Source organism: Pseudomonas orientalis, assembly GCF_001439815.1.
GTDB lineage: Bacteria > Pseudomonadota > Gammaproteobacteria > Pseudomonadales > Pseudomonadaceae > Aquipseudomonas > Aquipseudomonas orientalis.
On sequence record NZ_JYLM01000015.1, the window covers coordinates 44,180 to 59,815 of the forward strand.

General features: G+C 61.3%; 15 protein-coding genes. 6 read left to right on the forward strand and 9 right to left on the reverse strand.

Features of this window, described 5'->3' with window-relative positions; translation table 11 throughout:
- Positions 1 to 91 precede the first annotated feature (91 nt).
- Both hexR and TU82_RS28440 read left to right on the forward strand, forming a co-directional pair.
- Positions 92 to 958, forward strand: a complete 867-nt coding sequence (gene hexR, locus TU82_RS25885) for a transcriptional regulator HexR (protein ID WP_003187110.1) — start codon at positions 92 to 94, stop codon at positions 956 to 958.
- Between the two features lie 283 nt (positions 959 to 1,241).
- Positions 1,242 to 1,439, forward strand: a complete 198-nt coding sequence (locus tag TU82_RS28440) for a PA3496 family putative envelope integrity protein (RefSeq protein ID WP_082632095.1) — start codon at positions 1,242 to 1,244, stop codon at positions 1,437 to 1,439.
- On the opposite strand, the gene TU82_RS25895 is transcribed toward TU82_RS28440, so the two are convergent.
- The gene (locus TU82_RS25895) at positions 1,369 to 2,343 is read right to left on the reverse strand and encodes a LysR family transcriptional regulator (RefSeq protein ID WP_057726065.1); all 975 of its coding nucleotides are present in this window, start codon (positions 2,341 to 2,343) and stop codon (positions 1,369 to 1,371) included. The two genes, TU82_RS28440 and TU82_RS25895, sit on opposite strands and share 71 nt — an antisense overlap.
- 194 nt (positions 2,344 to 2,537) lie before the next feature.
- On the opposite strand from TU82_RS25895, the gene TU82_RS25900 reads away from it, so the two are divergent.
- Together TU82_RS25900 and oadA are read left to right on the forward strand one after the other, a co-directional pair.
- Positions 2,538 to 3,953, forward strand: coding sequence for an acetyl-CoA carboxylase biotin carboxylase subunit (locus TU82_RS25900; RefSeq protein WP_003213442.1), 1,416 nt, complete (start codon positions 2,538 to 2,540; stop codon positions 3,951 to 3,953).
- Positions 3,954 to 3,964: 11 nt separating this feature from the next.
- Positions 3,965 to 5,773, forward strand: a complete 1,809-nt coding sequence (gene oadA / locus TU82_RS25905; RefSeq protein ID WP_057726066.1) for a sodium-extruding oxaloacetate decarboxylase subunit alpha — start codon at positions 3,965 to 3,967, stop codon at positions 5,771 to 5,773.
- Positions 5,774 to 5,866: 93 nt separating this feature from the next.
- Here oadA and TU82_RS25910 read toward each other — a convergent pair whose 3' ends face one another.
- From TU82_RS25910 to TU82_RS25920, 3 genes are all read right to left on the reverse strand, one after another.
- Positions 5,867 to 7,168, reverse strand: a complete 1,302-nt coding sequence (locus TU82_RS25910; protein ID WP_057726067.1) for an autotransporter outer membrane beta-barrel domain-containing protein — start codon at positions 7,166 to 7,168, stop codon at positions 5,867 to 5,869.
- A 174-nt stretch (positions 7,169 to 7,342) separates the two neighbouring features.
- The gene (locus tag TU82_RS25915; RefSeq protein WP_057726068.1) at positions 7,343 to 8,113 is read right to left on the reverse strand and encodes an amino acid ABC transporter permease; all 771 of its coding nucleotides are present in this window, start codon (positions 8,111 to 8,113) and stop codon (positions 7,343 to 7,345) included.
- Positions 8,110 to 8,931 (reverse strand): ABC transporter substrate-binding protein, encoded by an 822-nt coding sequence (locus TU82_RS25920; RefSeq protein WP_057726069.1) that lies wholly within the window; start codon positions 8,929 to 8,931, stop codon positions 8,110 to 8,112. Before TU82_RS25920 ends, TU82_RS25915 begins: the two co-directional genes overlap by 4 nt.
- 114 nt (positions 8,932 to 9,045) lie before the next feature.
- Here TU82_RS25920 and TU82_RS25925 point away from each other — a divergent pair, with 114 nt between their 5' ends.
- Positions 9,046 to 9,948 carry a homocysteine S-methyltransferase family protein gene (locus TU82_RS25925; protein ID WP_057726070.1) on the forward strand — a complete coding sequence of 301 codons (903 nt, stop codon included), beginning with the start codon at positions 9,046 to 9,048 and terminating at the stop codon, positions 9,946 to 9,948.
- 131 nt (positions 9,949 to 10,079) lie between these two features.
- On the opposite strand, the gene TU82_RS25930 is transcribed toward TU82_RS25925, so the two are convergent.
- Genes TU82_RS25930 through TU82_RS25940 form a run of 3 tightly spaced genes read right to left on the reverse strand, consistent with a single transcriptional unit; the run spans position 10,080 to position 11,843 of the window.
- On the reverse strand, positions 10,080 to 10,751 hold the full coding sequence (locus TU82_RS25930; protein ID WP_057726071.1) for a GNAT family N-acetyltransferase: 672 nt from the start codon (positions 10,749 to 10,751) through the stop codon (positions 10,080 to 10,082).
- A gap of 10 nt (positions 10,752 to 10,761) precedes the next feature.
- Complete coding sequence (locus TU82_RS25935; RefSeq protein ID WP_057726072.1) at positions 10,762 to 11,208, reverse strand: GNAT family N-acetyltransferase; 447 nt, start codon at positions 11,206 to 11,208, stop codon at positions 10,762 to 10,764.
- A complete protein-coding gene (locus TU82_RS25940) occupies positions 11,205 to 11,843 on the reverse strand; it encodes an FMN-binding negative transcriptional regulator (protein WP_057726073.1) in 639 nt (212 codons plus the stop codon). Before TU82_RS25940 ends, TU82_RS25935 begins: the two co-directional genes overlap by 4 nt.
- An 87-nt stretch (positions 11,844 to 11,930) precedes the next feature.
- Here TU82_RS25940 and pdxR point away from each other — a divergent pair, with 87 nt between their 5' ends.
- Positions 11,931 to 13,469: a MocR-like pyridoxine biosynthesis transcription factor PdxR gene (pdxR, locus tag TU82_RS25945; protein WP_057726074.1), complete on the forward strand. Its 1,539-nt coding sequence runs from the start codon at positions 11,931 to 11,933 to the stop codon at positions 13,467 to 13,469.
- On the opposite strand, the gene TU82_RS25950 is transcribed toward pdxR, so the two are convergent.
- Positions 13,470 to 14,561 carry a polyamine ABC transporter substrate-binding protein gene (locus tag TU82_RS25950; protein ID WP_057726075.1) on the reverse strand — a complete coding sequence of 364 codons (1,092 nt, stop codon included), beginning with the start codon at positions 14,559 to 14,561 and terminating at the stop codon, positions 13,470 to 13,472.
- Positions 14,558 to 15,592 (reverse strand): histone deacetylase family protein, encoded by a 1,035-nt coding sequence (locus tag TU82_RS25955; protein ID WP_057726076.1) that lies wholly within the window; start codon positions 15,590 to 15,592, stop codon positions 14,558 to 14,560. Before TU82_RS25955 ends, TU82_RS25950 begins: the two co-directional genes overlap by 4 nt.
- Positions 15,593 to 15,636 lie beyond the last annotated feature (44 nt).

Consider the following 15,636-nt stretch of genomic DNA (forward strand, 5'->3'; position numbering starts at 1 on the left):
GCTGCATCAGGCGGGCAAAACGGCAATTCTTGTAGTATAACTACAAGCTTGCTACATCCCTGGCGTCTGCCAATAACAAGAGTCCTGCCCTTTGAACCTGTTGCAACATATCGCCCAGTCGCGCCACCTGTTACGCAAATCGGAACTCAAGGTTGCCGATCACGTGCTGCTTGACCCTGCGGCCGTGATGCACAGTTCCATGGCTGACCTGGCCCACAGCGTGGGCATCAGTGAGCCGACCATCGTGCGCTTCTGCCGCGCCATCGGTTGCTCGGGGTTCCAGGACTTGAAACTCAAGTTGGCGCAAAGCCTGGCCGCCGGGGCGAGCTTCGGCCAGTTTGCGATCCATGAAGACGACTCGGTCGCCGACTACAGCCTGAAAATCTTCGACACCACCTTGCACACCCTGATGGAAGTGCGCGAGAAGCTGGACCCGGTGGCGCTGCAAAAGGCCGTGACCGCCATGTCCCAGGCCCAGCGCGTGGAGTTCTATGGCTTTGGTGCCTCCGGCGCGGTGGCGGCCGACGCCCAGCATAAATTCTTCCGCCTGCTGCTCACAGCGGCGGCCTACAGCGACCCGCACATGCAGGCAATGTCGGCGGTGACCTTGAAGCCCACCGACGTGGCTATCTGTATTTCCCAGTCCGGTCGCTCCAAAGACCTGCTCATCACGGCCAACCTGGTGCGTGAAAGCGGCGCTTCGCTGATCACCCTGTGCCCGAGCCAGACGCCGCTGGCCGAATTGTCCACGGTGAACCTGGCGATCGACGTGCATGAAGACACCGAGATCTACACGCCGCTGACCTCGCGCATCGCTCACCTGGTGGTGATCGATGTATTGGCGATGGGCGTCGCCATGGCCCGCGGACCGAGCCTGGTCAACCACCTCAAGAGCGTGAAGCGCAGTTTGCGCAGCCTGCGGTTGTCGCCCAAGTCCGTCAAAGCCCTCGACGACTGATTCAAGGCCATACTCGGCCGAAATGTGGGAGGTGGCTTGCCCTAATGCCAGCCTGTAGGAGCGAGCTTGCTCGCGAAAAACGTCAACGATAACGCGTGCTTTCTGAATGAACGCGGTGCCTGTGAGTTTTCGCGAGCAAGCTCGCTCCTACAGAGGGCACTAGGGCAAGCCCCCTCCCACATTTGCATCCGTTGTGTGTCCAGAATCTTCACCGGGTTGTCATAGTCGTGTCATCCCCGGTGCCCATCCTGTACTCCCCGTACTCGCATTGGGAGACTCCAAAATGGCCCGGACCTACGAAGACAGCAACAGCACCGTCAAGACCCGTCGTCAGCAGGAAGACCAGCGCCGCATGGCGTTCCGTCGCGCAATCGAAGACCGCTGCGACCAGCGCCAGCTGCAGCAGAGCATCAGTGACTACCCGGAACTGCATTGGCAGGCGTCCTTGGCTGCCCAGCGAAGCGCTCAGCCAGCGCGCTGATCTGCACCCGCTCGCTGCGGATAAAGCCCAGGAACGCATGGGCCACCGGTGACAGCCGCTTGGCTTTGGCTTGCACCAGGCACCAACTGCGGTACAGCGGCAGTTCTTCCACCGCCAGCTCCTTGAGCCCGCCGGTGGCCAGTTCCAGGTTCAAGGCGTGGCGCGTCAGCAGGGCCACGCCCAATCCTGCGACCACGCACTCTCGCTGCGCCTCGGCCGAGGCCACTTCCACGGTCTGGGTGAAGTGCACGCGTTTTTCCTTGAAGTATTCTTCGCACGCCAGCCGCGTGCCGGAACCCGGTTCGCGGATGAGCAGCGTGTAAGGCTCAAGGTCTTGCAGGCGCAGCGGCCCCTGCAGGCTCAATGGATGATCCGGCAGCGCCACGGCGACGATCGGGTTATTCAGGAACGGCAGGAACTCCAGGCCCATGTCCTGGGGCACCATGGACATGATCACCAGGTCGTCGCGGTTGTCCGAAAGCCGGCGGATCACCTGGGCGCGATTGACCACGGTGAGGTGCAACTGCACTTCCGGATGCTGGCGCTTGAAGGCGGCAAACAGGTGCGGCACGAAGTACTTGGCGCTGGATTCAATCGCCAGTTTCAACTGGCCTTGAAGCGAGCCCTGCATGTCCGAGAGCTGCATATCGAGGTTTTCCAGGCGCCCGAAAATATCCCGACTGGCCCGTTGCAGGGCCTCGGCGGCCTCGGTCATGTAGAGCTTTTTGCCGACATAGTCGAACAGCGGCTGGCCGATCAGTTCTTCGAGCTGGCGAATTTGCAGGCTGACGGCCGGTTGTGTGAGGGACATTTCCTCGGCGGCACGGCTGTAAGAGCGTAGATCGCACACCTCATGAAAAATCTGAAGTTGCCGCAATGTGAGTCTCATCAATGACTTACGCATTATCTAGCCCCTCTCAGCCCCGTCATGCCGACAACTATAAGTCTTTACTTATACACAACCCAATAATTATTGATTTTTGTTAATCCCTCGGGGCGCTTAGTGTGTGTCTCGCGACTGTCATGAAACATTTGGTCACGCGCTGACCCGGCTACTAAAGGTCAAAGACGCAGCAATCGGCTCAAGGGAATTTCCAAGTGATAAAAAAGATCCTGATCGCCAACCGTGGTGAAATTGCCGTACGAATCGTGCGTGCCTGCGCCGAGATGGGCATTCGCTCGGTCGCGGTTTATTCGGACGCCGACCGCCACGCGTTGCACGTCAAGCGTGCCGACGAAGCCCACAGCATCGGTGCCGAGCCCCTGGCCGGCTACCTGAACCCGCGCAAGCTGGTGAACCTGGCGGTGGAGACCGGCTGCGATGCGCTGCACCCCGGCTATGGCTTCCTGTCGGAAAACGCCGAATTGGCGGACATCTGCGCCGAACGCGGGATCAAGTTCATAGGCCCTTCGGCCGAAGTGATCCGCCGCATGGGCGACAAGACCGAAGCGCGCCGCAGCATGATCAAGGCCGGTGTGCCGGTCACGCCGGGCACCGAAGGTAACGTCGCCGACATCGCCGAAGCCCTGACCGAAGGCGACCGCATAGGTTACCCGGTGATGCTCAAGGCCACTTCCGGTGGTGGCGGTCGCGGTATCCGCCGTTGCAACAGCCGCGAAGAACTTGAACAAGCCTTCCCCCGCGTGATCTCCGAAGCCACCAAGGCGTTCGGTTCGGCGGAGGTGTTCCTGGAAAAATGCATCGTCAATCCCAAGCACATCGAAGCGCAGATCCTCGGTGACAGCTTTGGCAATGTGGTGCATCTATTCGAGCGCGATTGTTCGATCCAGCGTCGCAACCAGAAGCTGATCGAAATCGCCCCCAGCCCCCAGCTGACCCCTGAACAGCGCGCCTACATCGGCGACCTGTCGGTGCGCGCGGCCAAGGCTGTGGGCTACGAGAACGCCGGCACCGTGGAGTTTCTGCTCGCCGAGGGCGAGGTGTACTTCATGGAGATGAACACCCGAGTGCAGGTGGAACACACCATCACTGAAGAAATCACCGGGATCGACATTGTCCGCGAGCAGATCCGCATTGCTTCGGGCCTGCCGCTGTCGGTCAAGCAGGAAGACATCCAGCACCGTGGTTTTGCGTTGCAATTTCGCATCAACGCCGAAGACCCGAAGAACAACTTCCTCCCAAGCTTCGGCAAGATCACCCGTTACTACGCGCCCGGCGGCCCCGGCGTGCGTACCGACACGGCGATCTACACCGGCTACACCATCCCACCGTTCTACGACTCCATGTGCTTGAAACTGGTGGTGTGGGCGCTGACCTGGGAAGAAGCCATGGACCGCGGCCTGCGCGCCCTGGACGACATGCGCCTGCAAGGCGTGAAGACCACCGCCGCTTATTACCAGGAAATCCTGCGCAACCCGGAATTTCGCAGCGGCCAATTTAATACAAGCTTCGTGGAAAGCCACCCTGAGCTGACCAACTACTCGATCAAGCGCAAACCCGAAGAGCTGGCCCTGGCCATCGCCGCCGCCATCGCCGCCCACGCAGGCCTGTGAGGAATACAACAATGTCCAAGAAAATATTCGTAACCGACACCATCCTGCGCGACGCTCACCAATCGCTGCTGGCGACCCGCATGCGCACCGACGACATGCTGCCGATCTGCGACAAGCTCGACAAAGTCGGCTACTGGTCCCTGGAAGTCTGGGGCGGCGCGACATTCGACGCTTGCGTACGTTTTTTGAAAGAAGACCCATGGGAGCGTCTGCGCCAACTGCGCGCCGCATTGCCCAACACGCGCCTGCAAATGCTGCTGCGCGGCCAGAACCTGCTGGGCTACCGCCATTACAGCGACGATGTGGTCAAAGCCTTCGTCGCCAAGGCCGCGGTCAACGGTATCGATGTGTTCCGCATCTTCGACGCGATGAACGACGTGCGTAACCTGCGCGTGGCCATTGAAGCGGTCAAGGCCGCCGGCAAACACGCCCAAGGCACCATCGCCTACACCACCAGCCCGGTGCACACCGTCGATGCATTCGTGGCCCAGGCCAAGCAGTTGGAGTCCATGGGTTGCGACTCCATCGCGATCAAGGACATGGCCGGCCTGCTGACGCCATACGCCACCGGCGAGCTGGTCAAGGCGCTCAAAGCCGAGCAGAACCTGCCAATCTTTATCCACTCCCACGACACTGCGGGCCTGGCTGCGATGTGCCAACTCAAGGCCATCGAAAACGGTGCCGACCATATCGACACCGCCATCTCCAGCTTCGCCTGGGGCACCAGCCACCCGGGTACCGAGTCGATGGTCGCCGCCCTTAAAGGCAGCGAGTTCGACACCGGCCTCGACTTGGAACTGCTGCAGGAAATCGGCCTTTATTTCTACGCCGTGCGCAAGAAGTACCACCAGTTCGAAAGCGAATTCACCGCTGTCGACACCCGTGTGCAAGTCAACCAGGTGCCGGGCGGGATGATTTCCAACCTGGCCAACCAGTTGAAAGAGCAGGGCGCCCTGAACCGCATGAGCGAAGTGCTGGCCGAAATCCCGCGCGTGCGTGAAGACCTCGGCTTCCCGCCGCTGGTCACTCCGACTTCCCAGATCGTCGGTACCCAGGCGTTCTTCAACGTGCTGGCCGGTGAGCGCTACAAGACCATCACCAACGAAGTGAAACTCTACCTGCAAGGCGGCTACGGCAAGGCGCCAGGCACCGTGAACGAGAAGCTGCGCCGCCAGGCCATCGGCAGTGAAGAGGTGATCGATGTTCGCCCGGCCGACCTGCTCAAGCCGGAAATGACCAAGCTGCGCGGTGAAATCGGCGCGCTGGCCAAGTCCGAAGAAGACGTGCTGACCTACGCCATGTTCCCGGACATCGGGCGCAAGTTCCTCGAAGAACGCGACGCAGGCACCCTGGCCCCTGAAGTGCTGCTGCCGATTCCGGAAGCGGGCGGTGTGGCCCGCGCCGGTGGCGAAGGCGTGCCGACCGAGTTCGTCATCGACGTGCACGGCGAAAGCTACCGTGTGGACATCACCGGTGTCGGCGTGAAGGCCGAAGGCAAGCGTCACTTCTACCTGTCCATCGACGGCATGCCGGAAGAAGTGGTGTTCGAACCGCTCAACGAATTTGTCAGCAGCGGCGGCAGCAAGCGCAAGCACGCTACCGAACCGGGCCATGTCAGCACGGCAATGCCGGGCAATATCGTCGATGTGCTGGTCAAGGAAGGCGACGTGGTCAAGGCCGGCCAGGCCGTGCTGATCACCGAAGCCATGAAGATGGAAACCGAAGTCCAGGCAGCCATTGCCGGCAAGGTGACCGTCGTTCATGTGGCCAAGGGCGACCGGGTCAACCCGGGTGAAATCCTGATTGAGATCGAAGGCTGAATCCAGCCTTCGACATTACCGCTTAATCCTCGGGGGGGCAGGTGCCCTCCTTTTTTTTGCCTGAAATCCAGGCGATGGATCGCGGCTCTCAGATTAGAAGTTCATGGTCCATTGCCCTGTCAGGCCCTGATCGCGGCTATGGGTGCCGATTCGACCGCTATAGGCCAGGCCCACGGTGTGTTGCCTGGACAATGCGAGGTCCAGGCCGGCATTCACGTCCAGGCTGTCGCGATCCAGGGATGTACCGGTGACGGTGAAGCCATCAAGCGCAATCGGCGCATTGCGATAGGATTGGCGCACCTGGCTGTCGACCGCGCCATAGAGATGTTTCCAGCCGGCGCTGAGGTGGGGCGTGAGGCTGACCTGATTATCGAAGCGGTACACCGTCGCCAAACGCAGGCCAACCGTGCTGCTCAGGTTCTGTTGAGTCTGCGCGCCGACGTTGAGCGCGGTCAGGCCACCCCTTTCCTTGAAACTGTCGCGGTGGTAACGCTGGTAGCCAAGGCCGGCGTAGGGCTCGACGTTGAAGTCCTGGCTGCCCAATTGATAGCCAAGTTCCGAGAACAGCGTTTGGCTTTGGGCATCGTAACGGGACTTGAGCTGATCTTTGTAATCGAGCAGATTGACGTTGCGCCTGTTGGTCCCGGCGTGGCTGCTGTGTATCGCACCCAGGCGCAGGGCCAGCGGGCCGTCCTGGCGCACGGCGTAGGCACCCAGATGCAGGCTGTCCAGTTCGGCGGAAAAGCGCTGGGCGTCAAGCTTGCTGGTGGATTTGGCACCCATCACACCCATGCGCCAGACTGGGTCCACCGCCCAGTCGACGCCCAGCATCAGGCCACGGGTACCCTGTTTCAGGCCGGCACTGCCGCTTCGTGGGTCCAGGCTGCCGTCGTTGCCCAAGCCCTGCACCCAAAAGTGATTATTCTCATCGGCGGGCAGCGCGCGCAGGGTCGAGAGCAATTGATTGCCGATTTGGCCGGTGACGGCGTGGGTGGCGGTGGCGAGGTTAGCGTTTTGGCTGCCGGCCAATTGTTCGAGGGCTGCGCCGATCCCGCCGGGCTGACCGGCAAGTGCTTCATTGACCTTTTGCAGCTCCTTTATATCCTCCGAGGTCAGCTCACCGGAATTGAGCAGATCAAGCAGCGCGGGCTCCAGCACCTTGGCGACCTGCACGCCGTTGTAGCTAGTGGCTTGACCAATAAGGTAACCGGCGTAGGGCGGTGGGGAAGGCGGCGCATCGGACTCGGGTTCGAAAAACCACTCAGCGTCGGCCGAATCGTAAGGCTGATAAAAAAACGGCCTGTATTCGATATCGCCGCGTGCTTGCGCGGGTTGAACACTGATGGCCACTGCAAGGCTGATGAGCGCAGCGATTCTGGGGGATGTAACAGACATGAATTCCCGACCTCTGATGAATGAGGCCGGGAATGTAGCGAGGTCGTCAGGCGATAACTGTCAGGTCATCGACCGCCGATTTGCGGGAGTAATCCTTAACGGGGTGCGAATAAAAACTCACCTGCCATTGGCTGACCGTGCCATTTCAAGGTACGACGCAACGGGTCCTGAGCGTCAACCGCGGCGCACGTAACCTTTGCCGAAATGCCGCTCCATGCGCGCCTGGATCAGCTCCAGCCCGAGGGACATCACCCAGTAGATAATCGCTGCCGTGGTGAGCATCTCGATATAGCGGTAGCTCGAGCGGCCATAGGACTGCGCCAGGAACATCACCTCCCATACGCCCATTACCGAGATCAGCGACGAGTCCTTGAGCATCGAGATGAACTGGTTGGTGGCCGGCGGGATGATGGTGCGCATGGCCTGGGGCAGGGTGACGTGCCAGAAGATCGCCCGGTCGCGCATGCCCAGGGCCAGCGCGGCTTCCCGTTGGCCGTGGGGCACGCCGAGGATGCCGGCGCGGAAAATCTCGCTCAGGTAGGCGCCATAGTTCAGCGACAACGCGATGATCCCGGCGACGATGGCGCCCGGCACCAGGCCCAGTTGCGGCAGGCCCAGGTAAATCAGCAGGATCTGGATCAGCAGCGGCGTGCCGCGAAAGAACGAGGCGTAAAAGCTGGCGATGCCAAACGCCACCGCACTTCGCGACAGGCGCCCCAGGGCGGTGACGAAGCCCAGCACCGACGACGCGACGATGGCGCACAGGCACAAAAACAGCGTCAGCGCCGCACCCTGCAGGAAACCATTGGGCGCCAGGTGCAAGCCGACCAGGTTGGGCAGCTTGTCGAGGATGATCGAGAACTTCAGGTCAAAGCTCAGGAAGAAACTCGCAAACAGGGCGAACAGCGCCGCCCAGGTCAGGTAAAGCCGTATACGAAAGCTCATCGGCTGATATCGGCGCCGATCCATTTTTGCGACAGCTTGCTCAAGGTGCCGTCCTGTTTGAGCTGGGCGAAGACCTCACGCACTTTGCTGTCCCACTGCGCGTCGCCTTTCTCGATGGCCACCGAGTTGGGCTCCGAATACAGCGGCTCGCCTGCCAGCTTGAAGCGCTTGTCCTGGGTCAGGCGCGGCTGCGCGGTGACCAGGTTGGTGAGGATCGCATCCAGGCGCACGCCCGCGCCCAGGCCGAGGTCCTGGAATGCCACGTTGTCGGTGTCGTACGGGGCAATCTGCACATCCTCGAACGGGTACTGCAACGGCGTGTCTTCGGCGCCTTCGATTACCAGGTTCTTGTTCAGGTAGCTTTCATAGCTGGAGGCGCTGGTGAGGCCGACTTTCTTGCCGCTCAGGTCCTTGGCTGCATGGATGCGATCATCCTTGGCATTGACCACGATGACGGCGGGCGAGGCGTAGTACTCCACCGGGAAATCGAACACCTCGGCGCGCGCTTTGCTTGGGGTCATGGAGCAGATGCAGATGTCGTAGCGCCCGCTCCAGCGGCCGGCGGCAATGACGTCCCATGACGGTGTTTCCAGGCGCAGCTTGACCCCAAGCTTTTGCGCCACGGCCTTGGCCACATCCACATCGAAGCCGTCGAGCTGGTTCTGCTCATTGAGGAATGAAAACGGTGGATAGCTTTCCATCAGCACGCCGACCAGCTCTTTCTTCTGCTCGATACGGTCCAGGGTGGCGCCGCCAAAGGCTTGGGTTGAAGCGGCCAACATCGTCAGGCCCAAGGCCAACAGCGGTCGTAATTTCAAAATCGAGCACCTGAATAAAAAAGAGGTTGTTATTAACCGAACGGTACGCATTAAATAGTTATAAGAACGACTCTCATAGTGAGTTATTTTCATAAGCATATGAGTAAAAAGCATATGGGCGCAGATAGCACAGTAATTCTCGATGGCGGCATGGGCCGTGAACTGCAACGCCGTGGCGCGCCGTTCCGCCAGCCGGAATGGTCGGCGCTGGCCCTGAGCGAGGCGCCGCAAGCGGTGGAGGCCGTGCATGCGGCCTACATCGACAGCGGTGCCAACGTGATTACCAGCAACAGCTACGCGGTGGTGCCGTTTCATATCGGCGAAGCGCGGTTCGCTCAAGAGGGCCAGGCGCTGGCCGCCCTGGCCGGTGAGCTGGCGCGACGGGCGGTGAATGCATCCGGCAAAGCGGTGCGCGTTGCCGGTTCATTGCCGCCGTTGTTCGGCTCCTATCGGCCCGACCTGTTCCAGGCCGAGCGCGTGAACGAACTGCTCACACCTTTGGTGCAAGGCCTGGCGCCTCACGTTGACCTGTGGTTGGCGGAAACCCAAAGCTCCATCGTTGAGGCTCGGGCGATTCATGCCGGCCTGCCGCAGGATGGCAAGCCGTTCTGGCTGTCGTTTACCTTGAAAGACGAAGACACCGATGATGTGCCGCGCCTGCGTTCCGGCGAGCCGGTGGTGAAAGCGGCCGAGGCGGCGGCGCAGTTGGGCGTGCAGGTGTTGCTGTTCAACTGCAGCCAGCCGGAAGTGATCGGTGCGGCGATTGATGCGGCGCGTGAAACGTTTGTGCGATTGGGCGTCGCGATTCAGATCGGCGCCTATGCCAATGCGTTCCCGCCGCAACCCAAGGAAGCCACGGCCAACGATGGCCTGGACCCGTTGCGTGAAGATCTCGACCCGCCGGGTTACCTGCATTGGGCGGCTGATTGGCAAGCGCGTGGCGCAAGCCATCTGGGCGGTTGCTGCGGGATCGGGCCGGAACATATTGCGGTTTTGGCCAAGCACCTGACCAACTGACTCACCGCAGGTCAAAACTGTGGGAGGGGGCTTGCCCCCGATAACAGAGTGTCAGTCTCAGCCTATTTGGCTGATACACCGCCATCGGGGGCAAGCCCCCTCCCACATTGGATTTGTGTGGGTTGTCAGAGCTAGGTTCGGCATTCGGCCAGTGTTTTAAGCTGACCGGAACCGGCCTGGTTCGCTTGCGACAACCACGCCTCAAACCCCGCGCCTACCTTCGGCCATTCCGAATCCAGGATCGAATACCACGCGGTATCGCGGTTCTGCCCCTTGACCACCATGTGCTGGCGGAACACGCCCTCAAAGCTGAACCCCAAGCGCTCGGCCGCATACCTGGAGCGCGCATTGCCGTTGTTGCATTTCCACTCCAACCGGCGGTAGCCCAGTTCGAACGCATACTTGGCCAACAGGTACACCGCTTCGGTACTTTTTGGCGAACGCTGCATCGGTGCGCCAAAGGTGACGTGGCCGATTTCGATACGACCTTGCGCCGGGACGATGGACATCAGGCTGAGGATGCCCTGGACCTGGCCGGTTGCGCGGTCGACCACGCTGAAAAAATACGGGTCGCTGTTAGCCGCATGGTTGTTCAGCCACGCATCGAAGGCGCTGCGCTCTGCAAACGGGCCGTAGGGCAAGTAGTCCCACAGCTTCGGATCAGCCCCAGGGCCTTCGAGGGCTTGCCACAGTTGGTCGGCGTGGCGCGCCGGGTCGAGCTTTTCCAGACGGATAAAACGCCCTTCGAGCAGTTGCGCGGCAGGCGCGGGGGCGCCGTTCCAGTCGGCGAGGGAAGTGGACATGCTGCGCTCCTTAAAGACCTTGGCGAAATTGGATGAAACCCGGGCGTTCGGCGATGCGTTCGTAGAGTTGGATCGCCGTGGCATTGGTCTCATGGGTCAACCAATGCACCTTGCAGCAGCCGTCGGCGCTGGCGGTGGCGTAGACGAATTCGATCAGTTTGCGTCCGACACCGGTGCCGCGTTGGGCCGGGTCCACCAGCAGGTCCTGCAGGTAGCAGGAATTCTCGATGCTCCAGTTGGAACGATGGTAGATGAAGTTAACCATGCCCACCGCCTTGCCGTCCTGCCAGGCCAGCGCCGAATGGGTCGGCTCGCGGGCGTCGATCAGGCGTTGCCAGGTGCTCTGGCTCACGGCGTCCGGCAGTTCGGTGTTGTAGAACTTCAAATACGCCTGCCACAACGGCAGCCAGGCGGTGTGGTCGGCGGCGGTGACCTGGCGGATGTCGATTGGGCTCATTCTGCAACTCCTTGGGGAATAAAGCGGGCGAGGGTCTGGTCGCGCACATCGGCACTGGCGGCCAGGCCTTCGCGCACGCCGGCCATGTCGGCGGCGCTGCGGTTCTGGCTGAGCTTGCGTTTGCCGACCAGGCGGTCGATGGGCAGGGCGAAGCCGACGATGGCCTTGAGCATGGCGTCGACGTAGTCGGCCGGCGCGTCGCTGACGGCCCAGGGCTGGGCGCGGCCCTGTTCATGGTGATCGGTGAGGGCGCTGACCACCTTGAGTAATCGCTCGGCGTCGCTGAACACGTCGGCCTTGCCGTAGGCATGCACGGCGAGGTAATTCCAGGTGGGCACCACTTTGCCGTGCTCGGCCTTGGAGGGGTAAAACGCCGGGCTGACATAGGCTTCGGCGCCAGCAAAGATGACCAGTGCTTCACGGCCGTTTTGCAGGTCGCGCCACTGCGGATTGGCCTTGGCCAGATGCCCATACAGCGTACCGTGGGGTCCTTCGTCTGGATTGAGCAGCAACGGCAGGTGGCTGGCCTGCAGACCGTTTTCACCCACGGTGACCAACTGCGCCAGGCGCGTGTGCTGGATCAGTTGCTGAGCTTCGGGCAAATCATCGAGGGCAAAGGCGCGAGGTGTGTACATGGAAATTTTCCTTGGCGAATGCCTGCATCCTAGGCAGGCTAATGGCTCGTTGTAAGAGCCATCTAGCCCTCATTTCATAGGTCCAATATGCCTTCCGTGATCCCCTCAATGTCGTTCGACCCTGCTGGCATCGAGCTGGATCGCCGCCAGGGCCTGACACGCCAGCTGTACGGCGCCCTGCGCCAGCGCGTGCTGGATGGGCGGCTGGTCAGTGGCACGCGCTTGCCTGCCACCCGTGATTTGGCGGCGGCGTTGTCGATCTCTCGTAACAGCGTCGTGCGCGCTTACGATCAGTTGTATGCCGAGGGCTTTATTGAAAGCCGGGTGGGAAACGGCACTTATGTCTCGCGATTGCCCACAACAAAAAAACTATCCACAAAACTATCCACAGGGTTGTCAACAGGCTTACCCACAGTCTTATCCACAATCGGCCTGCATTCTGCGCAAAATTCGCCCGACGAAGTTATCCACAGTCGCGGCCTGGACAGGGTTAAACACAACCATCTCGCCCAGCCTCCTTGCGGTGTGCCGCGGGCTTTTCGCGTTGGCGTACCGGCCTTCGATCTGTTCCCTTTTGAAGTGTGGGCCAAGCTCCACGGCGCGTTCTGGCGCAAACCGGACCTGGCGCAGCTGTGTTATGGCGACCCGGCCGGTGACGAGCGTCTACGCGGCCTGATCGCCGCTTACCTGCGCACTGCGCGGGGTATGCAATGCACCACTGAGCAAATAGTGATCACCAGTGGCGCGCAACAGGCAATCAGCCTTTGTGCACAGTTGCTGGTGGAGCCTGGGGATGGCGTGGCGGTGGAAAACCCCGGTTATCGCGCGGCAGGTCATGCCTTCGCGTTGGCGGGCGGCCGGTTGCTGGGTGTGCCGGTGGACGGCGATGGAATTGACTGCCAGGTATTGAACAGCCTGGGCGATTGCCGAGTGGCCTATGTCACGCCTTCCCATCAATACCCGCTGGGCGTGGTGATGAGCCTGGCCCGGCGCCTGGAACTGCTGGCCTGGGCCGAGCGCACCGGCGGCTGGATCGTCGAGGACGACTACGATGGTGAGTACCGTTACACCGGCGCACCCTTGTCGCCCTTGGCAGCGTTGGATCGCAATGGTCGAGTGCTGTACGTCGGCACCTTCGGCAAGGTGGCATTCCCGGCCTTGCGCCTGGGCTACCTGGTATTGCCGCCGGGTCTGGTAGAGGCCTTCGCCCGGCGCCGCGCCGTGGACATGCGTCATTCCGAGGTCAGCACCCAGGCGGTGATGGCTGAGTTCATGGCGGCGGGGCATTTCCAGCGCCATGTCCGGCGCATGCGCCGTGCGGCGTTGAGCCGTCGCAATGCCTTGTTGGCCGGCTGGCCAGAGGCATTGCAAGGTGTTGGCCCATTGCCCAACGTTGCAGCGGGGCTGCACGTGACGGTGCGCGTCGACAGCCTGGCCCGCGAGCAGCAGTTGCTCGAGCAAGCCCGCGCAGTGGAGGTCGAGATCAACGGCTTGAGCAGCTACTGGCTACCAGACTCCAGCGCGCCGCCGGATCAGCGCGCCGGCCTGGTGCTGGGATTCGCCGCCGTGCCTGAAGCGGGCATCGCGCAGGCGCTGGCGCGGTTGCGCCAGGCCTGGCGAGTGTGATCAGGTGCCCGACTTGATCTTGGTCCAGGCCCGCGTCCTGGCGCGCTCCGCATCACGCCCCAGAGGCTTTAACGTATACAGCGTCGCCATCGCCGCTTCGGTCGGGTAGAGGTTGGGGTTGTTGCGAATCGATGGATCGACTCGCTCCGTGGCGTCCTTGTTCGGGTTGGGATAGCCGACAAAGTCACTGATGGGCGCGATCACCTCAGGCTGCAGCAAGTAATTGATAAAGGTATAGGCGTCCTGCGGGTTTTGCGCACCCTTGGGGATGGCGAGCATGTCGAACCAGATCGGCGCGCCCTCTTTGGGCAGGCGCATGTCTACGGTCACTCCGTTGTTGGCCTCTTTGGCGCGGTTGGCGGCCTGGGAGAAACTGCCGGAATAACCCACCGCGACACAGATGTCACCGTTGGCGATGTCGGCCATGTACTTGGACGAGTGAAAGTAGGTGATGTACGGACGGATTTTCATCAGCAGCGCTTCGGCCTTGACGTAGTCCGCAGGCTTGCTGCTGTTGGGGTCCAGGCCCAGATGCTGCAAGGCCAGGGGCAGGATTTCCGAAGGTGAATCCAGCAGTGCAACCCCGCATTGCTTGAGCTTGCTGATGTTCTCTTCGTTGAAGATCAGGTCCCAGCTGTCTACCGGCGCATTGTCGCCCAGGGCTGCTTTGACCTTGGCCGGGTTGTAGCCGATGAGGATGGTGCCGTACATGTAGGGCACGGCGAATTTATTGCCGGGGTCGTTGGCTTCGATCAGCTTCATCAGCTTGGGGTCGAGGTGGTTCCAGTTCGGCAACTGGCTGCGGTCCAGGGGCTGGAACACGCCGGCTTCGATCTGCTTGGCGAGGAACACGTTGGACGGCACCACCACGTCATAGCCGGAATTGCCGGTGAGCAGCTTGGCTTCGAGGGCTTCGTTGGTGTCGAAGATGTCGTAGACCAGCTTGATCTTCGGGTTCTGGGCCTTGAAGTCTTCCAGCGCCTTGGGGGTGATGTAGTCGAACCAGTTGTAGACCTTGAGGGGTTTTTCTTCGGCGTGCACCGCGCTACTGGCGATGGCCGCGCACAGGGCAAATGACTTGAGCATATTCATTGGGCTGCTTCCTCAAAACCTTCGAGAACGTTGACGGCGTTGATGCCGATTTCTTCCACGGCGTAGCCGCCCTCCATCACAAACAGCGTGGGCTTGCCGAGCCTGGCAATGCGCCGGCCCATGGCCAGGTAGTCGGGGCTGTCGAGCTTGAACTGGGAGATGGGGTCGTCCTTGAAGGTGTCGACGCCCAGGGACACAACGACGACGTCGGCAGCGTAGCGCTCGATTTCTGCGCAGGCCTGTTCCAATGCCGCGCTCCAGCAGGCCCAGCCGGAGCCTGCCGCCAGTGGATAGTTGCAGTTGAAGCCTTCACCGGCACCTTCGCCCCGCTCATCGGCATAGCCGAGGAAGAACGGAAACTCCGCCTCGGGATGCCCATGGATCGAGGTGAACAGCACATCGCTGCGCGCATAGAAAATCGATTGCGTACCGTTGCCGTGGTGATAGTCCACATCAAGGATCGCGACTTTCTTTTGGCCTTGATCGAGAAATGCCTGCGCCGCGATGGCCGCGTTATTGAGGTAGCAATACCCGCCCATCAAGTCGCTGGCGGCGTGATGCCCAGGCGGACGGCACAGGGCGAAGGCACTGTGTGCGCCGCGCTGTATCGCTTGTTGCGCGGTGAGTGCTACTTGCGCTGCGCTGTAGGCGGCTTGCCAGGTGCCGGCAGTAATCGGTGCGCCACCGTCGAAGCTGTAATAACCCAATTGACCGTGCAGGCTGGTCGGCAACACGCGGCGCAAGGTACGCGCAGGCCAGGTATAGGGCAGCAAGTCGCCGTCCTGGCCGAATTCGGTCCAGCGCTCCCACGCCCCTTTGAAGAACGCCAGGTAGTCAGGGCTGTGGATGCGTTGCAACGGCGCCAGGCCGAAGTCGTCGGGTGCCTGCACAGGGCCCAGTTCGCGGTCCTTGACCCGTTGCAGCACGTGATCGGCGCGCGAAGGCATTTCGAAACAGGGCATCAATTGCCCGTCCATCAGTTCGCAACGGCCATGGTGCAGATGATGATCATCCGAATAGATCGTCAGCATGTGGTTGTTCTCCGAAGGCTGGCTGGGATGCCTTGCAGTGTTGC